Here is a 13,390-nt window from a genome sequence, read left to right as displayed (position 1 = left end):
ATGACAAAGATATTACCTGTACAATATAGATTAGACACTGCTGCTAATTGGGCAGCTGAAAACCCTGTTTTGCTGAATGGAGAAGTAGCAAAAGAAACCGACACAGGCAAAAAAAAGGAAGGCGATGGCGTTACCGCTTACAATAGTTTACCGTATTTAGGTACTGATAAAGAAGACTCATCTAATAAACAAGACAGTTTAGCTGTAGATGGCACAGGAACAAAATATCCAACTGTTGATGCTGTTAATAGTGGTTTATCAGCAAAATTGGACGCATCAGCATATAACGATAGATTTAAAGGTAAATACACATCACTCGCTAATTTACAAGCAGCACACCCAACAGCAAATGCAGGTGACTATGCGCAGGTAGATGCTGGAGCTGCCAACCCAGTAGTAAATTATAATTACGATATTGAAGATGGTTGGGTAATAGGTAATAGCGGATCAGGCGCAACTACAACCGACGAACTTCCTGAAGGCAGTTCTAATCTTTACTTTACAGCTACAAGAGTTTTAGCAACTGTTTTAACAGGAATTTCATTTTTAACAGGCACCGCAGTAGTAGCAACTGATACTATTTTAGTAGCAATAGGAAAATTGCAAAAGCAAATAAATGATTTAAAAACACTTACAGCATTAGACGCTTCAACATTTAATAACAATTTAGCACCAACAGATAATACGCTGCAGAAAATAGCAGATAAGTTTGATGCTTTTGCGGGTGGCACATCTGGTGAAAATATATCACCTTATGTTTTTTCAACAACAGCTTATGGAGCTATTTCTGATGCTGATATATCTTTAGGTTCTACAACTTTTGGAACAGATAATACAACTGTATTACAAAATTTATTAGATGAGGCATTAACTAAACCAATAACAATTATTTGGGATGGCAAATATTCTTGTACTGGGTTAACAATCCACTCAAATACACATATTATTGGAAGTGGTGGAAGCGGTGTAATATTGAGAAATGCGTCAAATGTTCCAGTTTTCCAAAATTCAAATAGGGTTTTACCATCTGCTACTGGTGGTTATGGTAGTAATATTATTGATGAAAACATAGTTATTGAAGATTTAATAATAAACGGTAATGGGTATAATACTGGCATTGGTGGTGACGCTATTTTTGACACAGCCAACAACGGAAGTGCGGTAAACGGTTCAGCTCAAACCAAAAGAATACCAATTATTGATTTTTTAGGAGCAAAAGAAGTTTATTTAAATAACGTTAAACTTTGGGCTGGTAGATATTGGGCAACATCTTTTTGCAATGTGGAACAATTACATATAAAAAATTTAGATATTGATTTTGGTCTAAGTTCAACAAGGGATGATATTAATTACGATGGTATACATTTTAATGGATACGCAAGATGGATTTCAGCAGATGGCGTTAGAATAAAAGGAACGGCAGATGATGCGATTGCTATAAATGCAGATGCTATCGCTACTTATTATCCAGGATATACAGGACCTATAACTGACGGATATTTTAAAAACTTCTATTTTTACGAAACTACAAGAGGAATAAGAATTTTATCTGACACAAGCAGAATTGATAGATTAACATTCGATAATTTTAAAGGTTATGTAGGCGATTTATTTTGTTTAATTCAGGGGGCTTTTTGGGCTGGTTCAGGAATGGGGGCTACTTCTGATTATGGAAGTATATATTTTAATGATATTGATATTGAACTTTTTGACGATGCATATTATACTTTAAATACATATATTTATGTAGATAATGTCGTTTTACAAAATTTAAATATAAATAATATAGTAAGAAAAGATTATTCTATTTCAGCTCCATATGTTTACATATCAGGCACTAACACTAACATTACACACATAAATATTACAAATATTAGAGAAATTCCAGATGTTGCATTTTCAACACCTTTTATTAAAATTGTAGAAGGTCTTATTGAAACGTTTAATATAGATAATATTAGAAGAAACTCAAGTGGTGGTAATTTTAATTCACCACTTATTGAAATTTCATCAGCAGGGCAAGTTAGATATTTAAATATTAATAATTTAGTACATAGAGATGTGACATCCAAAATTAATGCAGATGTAATTAAATACACAGGTACTTTATTGGCAAATGTTTTTTTATCAAATATTGCATTAACAAATATAGCAAAAATTGTAAATGCGACAAGTGGGATTTCAAATATAAAAGCGTTAAATATTACACATTTAGGAAGTGTTGATGCTTCATTTACAACCACATATATAATATCAGATTTAAATTTATCTAATTACTCAAGTGCAAGTGTAAGTGCATTAATAACATCTGGAACTTTTACTAATAAATGGGGTGATGGGTTTACTTTTAGACCTTGTGTTGTAGCAGACTTACCATCAGCATCTCAATATTTAAGTATTTCATTAGTAACAAATGAGTCTGGTGGCGCAGTACCAGCTTTTTCAGACGGAACAAATTGGAGAAGGGTAACAGATAGGGCAATTGTAAGTTAAATTTTTGTTTATAGCCGACAAATTAAAATAATAATAAATATGACTCCAATTATAGATAAAATATTATCGTTTACAATTAGTAAAAAGTTAAGTGTTTTCATTATAGCAACATTTTTAATTTTTGCTGAAAAATTATCGGCAGAACAGTGGGTAAATATTGCTATGATGTACATAGGTACCCAAGGTGCTATAGATATTTTAGTAGAATTAATAAAAGCAAGAAAAACTAAATAAAAATGACTGTAGAACAAAAAAATTACTTAAAAAATAATTGGTTAACACTTGCTAATTTATTAGTGTTACTAACATTGGCGTATAATTTAGGAGTTTCTCAAACTAAAATTGAAAAAGACATTGATGTGTTAAAATTACACGCTAACGATATAAATCTTCATATGCCATTTGAAAAAAAAATTGAAGTTTTTGTGCCAAGAGTTGAGTTAGATAGTAGATTAAAGAATATGGAAACTATGTTAGAGCGTATAGAACAAAAAATGGATAGATAATGGGAAAGCCTGTAGTTGAAATTATTAGAAGAAACCAAAACGAAACTCAAACATTGGGTACGTGTACAGTATTGATAGATAATGATATACCAATGTTTACAAGTTTAAGTTTAGAACGTGGTTGGCGTAATAATATAAAAAATGTGAGTTGCATACCTATTGGTATATATAATTTAGAATTAGAATATTCGCCAAAGTTTAATAAGCTTCTTTGGGAAATTAAAGGAGTACCTAATCGAAGCGAAACAAAATTCCATATAGCTAACTATTGGAAGCAGTTAAACGGTTGCATAAGTTTAGGAACAGATCCAATGGATATAAATAAAGATAATTATTTAGACGTTACTAATAGTGAAGCTACTATAAAAAAATTCCATAAAGCATTAAATGACTATACCAAAGCTATTTTAATTATAAAAGGTAAAATAGGAATTAATTAACTTATAAGTGAAATGCAATTAAATTCATAACAAATAAAATTATTACTGATAGAATGGAACTAAAAAAATCATTTCCATATATATTAATAGCCGCATTGCTTGTTTTACTATTTTTAAAAGATGGTAAAAAAACGCCACAGAAACCAGTATTTATAAAAATACCTGAAATTGTTGGCAGTTTTGAAAGTTCACAACCAATTCACTTACCAATAATTCAAAAACCTTTAGGACAAATTTTGTCCAAAAAAGAAACTATTTACATTAAAGAAAATGAAAACCTTTTAAAGGAATACCAGGAGCAAAACGATAGTCTAAAAACTGAGCTGTTTAAAAAGGTTATTCAACTTAATAATTTTACATCAAACTTTGAAGATGAGCATTTAAAACTTTCCATTAAAGGTATTGTACAAGGAGAAGTAAAAGAATTGACACCAACATATACAATAAAACAGCGCAAAGTAGCTATACACCCTAAACAGGTTAAATTTAGACTATTAGCTGGTGCCGAAATTGGAAATAATCTATTATTTAACAAACCTTTATTTAAAGCAAATGTAGGCTTTCAAAATGCAAAAGGAAACATCTTAAAATTTAGCTATGATACTGAAGAACGTATTTTTATAGGTTATGACTTTGCCCTTTTTAAAATAAAAAATTAAGTGCTAAATACTTCCATTGCTTTTATGCTAAGCCACTCTAAGGAGTGGTTTTTTTATGCTTTTTAACAAAATTTAAAGCTATTTCAACTGCTAAATCCTGATATTGTTTTATTAATTGATAATCAATTTCAATATTTTCTTTCATTAAATTTTTTATAATTTTTTGGCTTATTTCTTCCTTTAGAATTTTGATACAATCATTAATAACAGCTTCATTTAATTCATCAAAATGAGAATTGAGTAAGTTATGTTTGAAATCTTCAAACGCATTTCTAGTTTCTTTTTGGTAAATTGATTTCATAAAAACACAAAATTAGTTAAAAAACTGGTAACTTTGTTTAATAGTTTTTTTATAAAATAGTGTACTAAAAGTGTACAAAATAAAATAATAATAATTTTAAAATACTGATAATTAGTTTTTTAAATATATCAATAAGTTGCCTTCTAAGCAGACGGTCACAGGTTCGAATCCTGTCGCGATCACATTAATAATCAAGCACTTACATGTATTATGTAAGTGCTTTTTCCGTTGCTGTAACATATTTGTAACACAAATACCAAATTAGGACGTGAAATCGTGTTTTTTATTATTGGTTTTCAATACAAAAAGTAATAAACAATGAATAACAGCACGCTACCTTTATAAGGTTCAAATAAGGTACAATTTTGCATCAATGATAATAAATAATAATCAGTAAATTGGTTATCAAATTAACTGCATTTAGTCTAATAAACTAATCTCAGATATTTGAATTTATTTCATTAATTTTGATAGTCTTTTAGCCGGCTTACATTTTTAATGTATTCTAATGTAATTATTGATAAAAGATGTGGAGTATAATATTTAATAAATGTTTTTGTGATTAAATTAGTAAGCCTTGAGGAAAAATTAGACGAAGTAAATTTCAGAAAACAATCAATAAAGCAATTTGTTCATAAGATTACCACTAATGGTAGTTATAGTGGTTGGCAAGATTTCTTTAGTAATTTAATTCTCCGAAACTCTGATTATTGTTTTTCGAACGAAATAGTGGAGTATATTAAATCAAAAGGACTAATTATTACTGATAAAGCTGAATTAGTAAATAGGTTAAATTTATTAAAATTTTTTCCTGGATATGACTGTCTGCAATGTATTAAGAAATATTCTGATTCTTATAAGGAAGGATTTAGGAGTGAAAGAATTGAATCAAGGTATAATATCATAGATGTTGGGTTACAGGATAAATTATACTTTGGAAAATATAAAGGCTTTAGTTTAAACTATGTTGCTCACAATGACCCGTCATACCTTAGATGGTGTATTGACAATGTAGACCACTTCTTACTTAATAGAAAAACTGTTTCAGAGCTTTTCTCTATTTTTAGTGTTAATTCAAAGCATAAAATTGATTACCTTGGAAAAAATTTTAGTTATAAAAATACACTTAAAAAAGTTGCTAAAGTACAAGAAGAAATATTAGAATTTAAGTCGAGTTATGATGTTGATTTATTCCAAATATTTTATGATAGAGTTAACTTAAAACAATGTTCTTGGCTAACAAAAACTGAAGATAATCAATCTTATAGAGAATTGATTGACGAATGTATGGAGGCTGAAAAATATGATGATTTAGATGCGGAAGATTTTGGTTTGGCGTTATCTATAATAACAAGTGAAATCAAAAAAAATAATGACAAATTTATGACTATCTCTTTTTATAATGAATTACTAAAATACCAGGGATCTAAACCCGTATCAGCAGATGGTAATACAATATTCTTATATGATTTAAGGTCTAAGTCGATAAGATGGAACGCAGTTCAAGAATTTCAGACTTATTTTGAAGATAATTTTTCCAAATACGATGTCTATGTTGATCAATTTGGATTGGTGTTTGACAATGAAACAGGCCTTTCCTACGTTTCTGAAAAAGAATTAAAATCGCTACAGGAAGAATTATATTCCAAAAAAAATCCCACATATTACAATCAAATTATTGATAGAATACATTGGAATGGTTATTGTGGAGCTTGTCATGAAAACCCATGTATGTGTAGCGATCCATATTAATTTTAATAATTCATATTATTATATGTTATTTTTTAATTATATTGACTAACCTCAAATATCTCTTAATCGGTTTCCCGGCATAAGGCTTTTTAAAGTGTTCCTGGTAGAACTGGCCATAAAGTTTTTTGGACCTAAAATATGGATCTATTGTACAGTTCAGGCTTAATAAGAATGATTTAATACAAATTAAGCTATCTGATTTCTTCTGATCTCATTATGATTTGTTCGAACGTATGATACCGACAAAGTGGTGCTAATTGGTGTTGAAATACCGAGCCCACCTGAACTTACAGATGTTTCTACTGATCTATATTTAAAATCTTTTAGGGTAACTCTATACCTATTATCTTTAAAATCAATGGTTATGAACATAGTAAAGTCAGAAAACGCCCAAGCAAAGTTTTTGATTGGCGAAGCTTTTGTAAGCGTACTTGTACCAATTAAAGAGCCATCAATTAATTCAATATTTTTAGTAAGAGGTTGTTTTTTAAAATACTCATGCACCTCTTCTTTAGTTTTGTTAGTCTCATAAATTTTTTGCCAGATTAGAACTCTGTCGTTTAGTTTGAAGTGTTCATGCTGAATCTTACTCTGCTGACTGAAACTAAAAACAGAAAAAAGTAAAAATACTATAAGGAGGTATTTAATTCTAATGATACTTTCATTTTCCATAATTAAAACATAAAATTAACAACTAAAATTATTGAATTACTGGTTAGAATCTTATGACTAATATCATTAATCAAATAATTCCAGTTGTTGAGGTAGGTAAATGAATTAAAAAAGGTTCTCAAATTAATGACACCAAACAAATATTAAAATATTCTTCTAAAATTTGATTATATTATTCTAATGTTGAGTTGTCAGAATAAATTATTTTTTCAGGCTTCCAAATAATTTTTAAGTCATCAATGTCTTTACTTCTAAAAGTAACATCTTCATCAATAAATTGGTTATAGTCAGTTTGAGTGTTATAATTTATTGTGCTATTCGCAGGTATCCCATCATCATAGGTTAATTCTATGTTATTTAAATAATATATTCATTTTCAGTGTATTATATTTGGTGTTTCGGTTTTTTTACAAAATTGAGGTGCTAAAAAACTATGAAATGATGTCCCCTTCAATTGAGAACTATGAGTCTCAACAAAAAAGAACTGCCCAAGAGGTAGGTTCTAAAGTAGAAATACTTAAAAAGCATATACATAAAGCAAAGGTTTTTCTGTATGAACTTAGGCTTTTTATACGTGAAAATCATTTTGAATCTGATAAAGATGAAGTTCATTTTTTTAAAAATGTAAAACCAAAGATTTGTGCAGATTTAACTTTTTATTCAGAGCAACTAGAGTATGAGGTTTTAAAACCGAATTCATCAATAAGTGTTCAAAATCAATATGTAAAGTCTGTATTGAAAAAGCTGGAATCTCATAAAAGGAAGAATATAGTCTTCTATAAATACTACAAGCAAAAAGAGACAGTGTTAGATCATATTTATTTTCTAAGAGGAAATGAGCAACTAGAATTATTCAATGTGAGTCTAATCCCATCCTTAGATCCTGAGTTTTTTACGAGTCATTGTCTTTTAGCATCTAAGGTGTTGAGTTATGATTTATTGACAGAGTTTTACAAAAAAGAGCTTTTAAACTTTAAGAAAATTGAAAGCGGTCATTTCAATACCTCAGCAGAATCATCTATAGATTGGAATATCAATTGGACAGCATCTAAAACCGATTTAATAGAATTAATTTATGCGTTAAAAGTTTCTGGAGCTATAGATGGCGGAGTAGGAAATATCAATCAAATCTCTAAGGTCCTTTCAGAACTATTTAATGTAGAATTGGGTAATTTTTATAAAACCTATTCAGAAATCAAGAATCGAAGTAAAGACAGAACTAAATTTCTCAACAAATTAGTCCAGAGTTTACAAGCTAAACTCGATTATGATGATAGTTTATAGCTATTTGTAATACATACGTAACTACGATAGTAGTTTTTAGGTGAAATTATAGTGCTAGAGTTAGCTTTATAATGCTTGTTTTATTCTAAAAACTACACTAATACTCTTGAAATATGTAAAAAATATTTTTCGTTACTACCTAGTACATATCGAAATAGTTCAAAAAAACACACTCACATTTGCAATACAAAAATCAAATCAACGATTCACGAACACTAGTTTATCAAAATAGTAAAGTTCGTGAGCTAAATCAACAAGAAGAGGCTGTATGAATTGTGGGGGCATTCTGCAGCTTCTTTAATTAAAATGAATTTTACAAATGCCAACATCAATCATTACAAGAGTTTGTTAAAGAGCGTAGGAAAGAAGTTCACTTGACTCAAGAAGAGTTTGCAGAAAGGGCAGGAGTTGCCTTAACGGTTGTTCGGAAAATAGAACAAGGGAAAAACGATTTAAATTTAGAAAAAGTAAATTTAGTATTAAAAATGTTCGGGTATGTATTAACTCTGGTAGATGAGCGCTTACTTAATTCAAATATAGGTTATGATGAGAAAAGCTAAAATCTATTATAATAACATTTTGGCAGGAGTTTTAACAGAAACCAATGATGGTGATTATACTTTTCATTATGATACAAATTATATAAGTAAGTACCCCAATCAATTTATCACATTTACAATGCCGATCAGTGATAAAGTATATAGAGACAAAAGGCTATTTCCTTTTTTTGAGGGGTTAATTCCAGAAGGTTACCCATTGTCGCGATTAGAAATTTAATTCCACGATTACTTTTTGATACGGGTTCCACGGTTGTAGAAACTGCAATTCCCTTTAAAACATTACAGGCAAGTTGTTGCATTGCAGCTGTAAGTTGTTCGTCCATTTTTTCTGTTGACATCAAGATGATGTTTTCAGAGGCTATGGCTTATAACCGTACCAAGGTAAAACTATATGCATCACCTTCCTTGAAAGCCCGACACCTATCGTATCGGGCTTTTTTTTGTAATGACTAAGATTATTATAGACCGTATAAGGGTAGGTTATTTTAACTTTAATACCACTTGCTGGCTTTTTTTATCAAACATTATAACAAATTGATCACCAGGAATGAATGTATCACCAGGAATGAATGTATCTCCCGGAATGAATGTATCACCAGGAAGGAATGAATCACCTGGAATGAATGTATCTCCCGGAAGATAGGGTTTTTTTACATTGGCTGTAATAAGGGCATTCTGTAAGTCTATATTAAAACTCCGTGCACCTTTAAGCGGTAAAGATTTTGTCTTCCTTGTTGATCTTGCGCCATTCTTATATAGTTTACCGGAATAAAAGGTACTTTTTGGATATTTCCTTGCTAAGTTTTTAGCATTGCTTTTATCAAAAGGTATAATGTCCGTCAATTTTTTATTGGAATTATCTACTACCAACAATACGTCTTTTCCATTGGAAAGTTTGGTTTGGGCGTTAGCATTTGGATTTACAGCCCATACCAATAGAATCAAAAAAATCATTGTTTTCATCTGTGTTTTCATAGTTATATTATTTAAAAGTTAATATTTATTCATTATTAGGTTCAACATCAATTTTAGAATTGGACTTTTAATATTCAGGAACATGAAACTGAAAATCCTGCGATAAGTTTTTCAATGGTGCTGTTCCCCGGAGAAGCTGCATTGATATTTTCAAGAGTACTTATGGCAGTGCCGATTCTCCCCATGCTGGAATAAAGGATTTCTTTGTAAACATCGCATGCTAAAGCTCCCAGGGCTTCGTTTATTTTTTCATCCATACCACCCGCATCCATTATTATGATAGCTTGTGAGGCCAAAGCATATAACTTGACAAGGGTAATGCTATATGTGGCAACTATTCCAATGGGCATGGTACCAATTCCCGTCATCGTCATACCAAGGTTCATTCTGGCAACCAATTTTGAATATTCCTGTACAACGACCTGTAACGCCTTCAGCTGTTCTTCTGTAGTGCTGCCTCCCCCTCCCGTTTCGTCGGGCAATATACCATAGAGTTCTCCATTCGTACGGTCTATCTTCCAAATAGATTTTGTCTGTAGTGTGGTATCTACAAATTTCAATTCCGAACGGCCCAGTAGAATAGAGTAATAGTGAAGAAAGTTTTCCTTATAGGCCTTTTTTACAAATTGTTCATCACTTCCGCTATCCATGTTCAATAGTAAGGGTTTTCCTTTCAAATGGGAATAAGCACTATCATCAAACATATGACCCTCCAAAATGGCCAGTTGTGCCGTTTTTTTAAGGGTTTCCCTAAAACCTCCCTCTCCACTCCGTGTTACCGAGAGATATTCTGAGGTGGGCAGATAATCGAAGGATATTCTAGTTTTTTTATTGTAATAGCCTGGTATGGCCTTTATAATGCATGTTCTAAATCCTTTGGGGTAGGTAATGGCTTTTTCTGTGGCCTGATCTTGTAAAGGCTGCATCATGGACAATAGAATCTGAGGATAACTTAAAGTACCCTTGCCCAATTCCTCCAGTGCCTTGGGTATGTTGTTGTCCTGATATGCCTCAAACCATTCCCGATTGCTCAACAGGGTTTGTAAGTATTCGGTAAGTTGGAGCGAAAGGGTGGGAGCTTCCCGTTCAAAGGACATGACTAGACCGCCTAACAACGTTTCGTGCACTTCATGTATCATTTGACGGTTAGGTTTTATGTGGGCTCCGTTGCGGTCCAAATGGGGTTCATACCCGGCCAACACTCTTTTAATTGTACCCATACCTTTTCCCTTGATGGTCAGGTAGAGCCCGATCATACGGTTTCCCAGAACATTATCGTTCATAGGGAAGTTATAAGGTAGTTCAATTTGGTGCTCGGTCCCTTTGATTTTTACGATGAGCTTGTGATCTTTATCCTCTTCAAAAGAATTGTAGGTGAGTACATAAGTGGGAAAACTTAACTGATCTACGTATTTTTTAATTTCTGCAATGGTCGTTTCCTGATCATCCGCAGCTATTTCCGTAAAGTCTATATTTTCTCTTAAACGCTTATAATGTATTTCTTTGTTATATACATTCAGCAGGATGGCTGGTGGTCCGGCATTATATATGGACTCATATGAGGTATCGTACTCATCACTGTTCTCTCCGTCCGTAGCATAAAGAATCAAATCAGCATCAAATTGCTTTCCATTTAATAAGGAGGTATAGAGTGTTGAATCTGTTTCTTGTAGGAATACTTGAGCCGAAGGGTAAGCTTCCCGTATCATCCCCTCGGTTTGTGTCAAAAACTCCTTGATGCCATCTCCCCGATATGCTTTAGGCATACTACCGGAGGTATCGTACATCAAAAGTATTTTTGGTGAAATGGAGTTTTGTTTCATCCAACCTACAATGGGTTGCCCATTGTCCACAAGCTCAAAATTGCCTATGGAAAGCCCCCCGACAATATTTCCCTCGGCATCTTTTGGTTCCAGCTCCAGTCTCACCTTTGGAAAAGCTTGCGGATAAACCTTTCCTTCCAATGAACGAATATTGTTTAAGGCCACCGTCAACTCCTCTTCGGACGGTACGATCGGTGTGTAGCGTTCCAATACTTTTTCGCCCTCCAAAGTAATGGGCTCGCCCAAAAAGGAGCGTTTCTCTACATAGCTAACATCTTTATGGATATCCTGAAGAGCCAAACACGGGGTAAAATTGGATATTTGGGAAACTGATTTTGTGGCCTGGTCCCCGAACGTCATATTGTTCAGAAATTGTACCTGTAGCTGATTGCCCAATAATTCTGATAATTTCCAAGTTCCTGAAACCAATGTGGTTTCGTTCCATTTATCCATAACGTTCCTGCAAGAGAGGGTAACTGTAATGTCCTGTTCCTTGGGTTCCTTAAATTCTCTGGCGTCTTTGAGCTCTTTATTTTCATTGGTAGGGTGCAGCTGGCCAAAGGGGACTTCGGGGTCAAATATGTGCGCATATTTTTCTTCTTCGTTTTCATAAAAGACCACCGAAGGAATGCCTTTTTCATCAAATCCTTGTTCGGTTGGTTTCTCACGGATATATTCTTCCTTGATCTGCCCCAATAGGTCATTGGCCAATGCCTCCGTTTTTTGTTGAAAATCCGGAATGGTTTCAAAGCTCCTGTTTGTTTCCGTAACGCCCAAAGCTTTATGCCATTTACGCATTTTACGGTTGGAAATGGGCGGGTCAAATTCCGGGATGTATTGTCTAAAAGTAATGTCCTTGACCTTGTCCAACGAAATAGTGGTGGTTTCCCAAACCACTCTGGCCTCAAAACCGGCTTCTACCAACATGTTTTTCAATATTTCGGCCTTTTCCCTAGGTGTGGCGAGTCCACAACGCAAAGCCATTTCGGTACCATACTGGGTTTCGGTGGCGATGTATTTATAAAAATCACGTTTGGATGGCAGTATTTGGAAACTGTCCCTTACGAATTCCGTCATGGCCTTAGGGTTTTTGGAGGCTACAAGCACTTTGCGCCGGCCGACCAAGTGATCCGGACTCTGCTCCAACATTTTGATCATATCTTCCCAAACCCCAAAGGGAGGTCTGCCCAAATCTTCGGTATTGCAGCTTTGAAATAGCAAGGGCGATAGGTACAGTCCTGAACCGGCCAATACCAATTGTTTGAAAAAATCCCTGCGGGAGGTATTGGAAACGAATGGTGTATTATGGTCTTTCATACAGATAAGGTTGGTTGGATTAGTGAAGTTGCTCTAAATTCAAATCCTTTACGATTTGCTCCAATTCATCATGGCTCACTTCATAGGTTTCCACATCAACGGCAAATCGGTTGTTATAGAACATGGACAAGCTAAATTTACCACTCTTCAAGCCGGACTCCTTTACCTTGATGCCGTTGATCATGTTACTTTTGGTATAGCCCCAGGAACCTTTTTCATCGTATTCTCTAGTGCTGGAAAACCGGTAGGTGCTCACGGCGTTGTTTCCCTTTTCGCCAGCGCCATCAATGACCATTACCCTTACCCTTCTATTGTTTACACTGTAGGTACCACCACAGGAACCCATTCCCGAAATCACGTTAATGGCGGAAGAGGTCAAGGGCATGCCCAACACCGTTTTGGGCATCCAAGCTTCAAACTGTTCTTTGGTAAGCGGTGTTTCATTAACCAGTGTTCTCTTATTGTCTTGGATGTCCTCAACTGTTTTGACCAAATCATTGGTGCTAGAGGTTTTTGGTTCTGTTTTATTATCTTCTTTACTCCCACAAGAAATAATTAGAAGCAAGACCATTGGAATAATGAATGATGATATAATGATTTTCATAGGA

The 13,390-nt window shown here is 33.2% G+C and carries 13 protein-coding genes and 1 pseudogene; 9 read left to right on the top strand and 5 right to left on the bottom strand.

Features of this window, described 5'->3' with window-relative positions:
• Genes ACFQZW_RS12870 through ACFQZW_RS12850 form a run of 5 tightly spaced genes read left to right on the top strand, consistent with a single transcriptional unit; the run spans position 1 to position 4,098 of the window.
• Complete coding sequence (locus tag ACFQZW_RS12870; RefSeq protein WP_386783508.1) at positions 1-2,493, top strand: hyaluronate lyase N-terminal domain-containing protein; 2,493 nt, start codon at positions 1-3, stop codon at positions 2,491-2,493.
• A gap of 39 nt (positions 2,494-2,532) precedes the next feature.
• Positions 2,533-2,727 (top strand): hypothetical protein, encoded by a 195-nt coding sequence (locus ACFQZW_RS12865; RefSeq protein ID WP_386783506.1) that lies wholly within the window; start codon positions 2,533-2,535, stop codon positions 2,725-2,727.
• Positions 2,728-2,729: 2 nt separating this feature from the next.
• On the top strand, positions 2,730-2,999 hold the full coding sequence (locus ACFQZW_RS12860; protein ID WP_386783504.1) for a hypothetical protein: 270 nt from the start codon (positions 2,730-2,732) through the stop codon (positions 2,997-2,999).
• Entirely contained in the window at positions 2,999-3,439 is a 441-nt protein-coding gene (locus tag ACFQZW_RS12855) for a DUF5675 family protein (protein WP_386783502.1), read from the top strand. The genes ACFQZW_RS12860 and ACFQZW_RS12855 overlap by 1 nt, the downstream gene beginning before the upstream one ends.
• A gap of 53 nt (positions 3,440-3,492) precedes the next feature.
• On the top strand, positions 3,493-4,098 hold the full coding sequence (locus ACFQZW_RS12850) for a hypothetical protein (RefSeq protein ID WP_386783500.1): 606 nt from the start codon (positions 3,493-3,495) through the stop codon (positions 4,096-4,098).
• A 37-nt stretch (positions 4,099-4,135) separates the two neighbouring features.
• Here the strand turns inward: ACFQZW_RS12850 and ACFQZW_RS12845 are convergent, their stop codons facing one another.
• Entirely contained in the window at positions 4,136-4,399 is a 264-nt protein-coding gene (locus ACFQZW_RS12845; protein WP_386783498.1) for a hypothetical protein, read from the bottom strand.
• A gap of 558 nt (positions 4,400-4,957) precedes the next feature.
• On the opposite strand from ACFQZW_RS12845, the gene ACFQZW_RS12840 reads away from it, so the two are divergent.
• The gene (locus ACFQZW_RS12840; RefSeq protein WP_386783496.1) at positions 4,958-6,151 is read left to right on the top strand and encodes an exodeoxyribonuclease X C-terminal domain-containing protein; all 1,194 of its coding nucleotides are present in this window, start codon (positions 4,958-4,960) and stop codon (positions 6,149-6,151) included.
• A gap of 186 nt (positions 6,152-6,337) precedes the next feature.
• Here ACFQZW_RS12840 and ACFQZW_RS12835 read toward each other — a convergent pair whose 3' ends face one another.
• Positions 6,338-6,655 carry a hypothetical protein gene (locus tag ACFQZW_RS12835; protein ID WP_386783493.1) on the bottom strand — a complete coding sequence of 106 codons (318 nt, stop codon included), beginning with the start codon at positions 6,653-6,655 and terminating at the stop codon, positions 6,338-6,340.
• Between the two features lie 606 nt (positions 6,656-7,261).
• Here ACFQZW_RS12835 and ACFQZW_RS12830 point away from each other — a divergent pair.
• From ACFQZW_RS12830 to ACFQZW_RS12820, 3 genes and pseudogenes are all read left to right on the top strand, one after another.
• Positions 7,262-8,107 carry an RteC domain-containing protein gene (locus ACFQZW_RS12830; RefSeq protein ID WP_386783491.1) on the top strand — a complete coding sequence of 282 codons (846 nt, stop codon included), beginning with the start codon at positions 7,262-7,264 and terminating at the stop codon, positions 8,105-8,107.
• Positions 8,108-8,436: 329 nt separating this feature from the next.
• A pseudogene (locus ACFQZW_RS12825) lies at positions 8,437-8,667 on the top strand (helix-turn-helix domain-containing protein); the annotation flags it as partial.
• Positions 8,654-8,884 (top strand): HipA N-terminal domain-containing protein, encoded by a 231-nt coding sequence (locus ACFQZW_RS12820; RefSeq protein ID WP_386783489.1) that lies wholly within the window; start codon positions 8,654-8,656, stop codon positions 8,882-8,884. The pseudogene ACFQZW_RS12825 and the gene ACFQZW_RS12820, both read left to right, overlap by 14 nt.
• 263 nt (positions 8,885-9,147) lie before the next feature.
• On the opposite strand, the gene ACFQZW_RS12815 is transcribed toward ACFQZW_RS12820, so the two are convergent.
• From ACFQZW_RS12815 to ACFQZW_RS12805, 3 genes are all read right to left on the bottom strand, one after another.
• The gene (locus ACFQZW_RS12815) at positions 9,148-9,642 is read right to left on the bottom strand and encodes a hypothetical protein (RefSeq protein ID WP_386783487.1); all 495 of its coding nucleotides are present in this window, start codon (positions 9,640-9,642) and stop codon (positions 9,148-9,150) included.
• Between the two features lie 74 nt (positions 9,643-9,716).
• Entirely contained in the window at positions 9,717-12,782 is a 3,066-nt protein-coding gene (locus ACFQZW_RS12810; RefSeq protein ID WP_386783485.1) for a hypothetical protein, read from the bottom strand.
• 19 nt (positions 12,783-12,801) lie between these two features.
• Positions 12,802-13,386, bottom strand: coding sequence for a hypothetical protein (locus tag ACFQZW_RS12805; RefSeq protein WP_386783483.1), 585 nt, complete (start codon positions 13,384-13,386; stop codon positions 12,802-12,804).
• Positions 13,387-13,390: the final 4 nt, after the last annotated feature.

Source organism: Lutibacter aestuarii (assembly GCF_042676885.1).
Lineage (GTDB): Bacteria > Bacteroidota > Bacteroidia > Flavobacteriales > Flavobacteriaceae > Lutibacter > Lutibacter aestuarii.
This window is presented reverse-complemented; position numbering and strand designations above follow the sequence as displayed.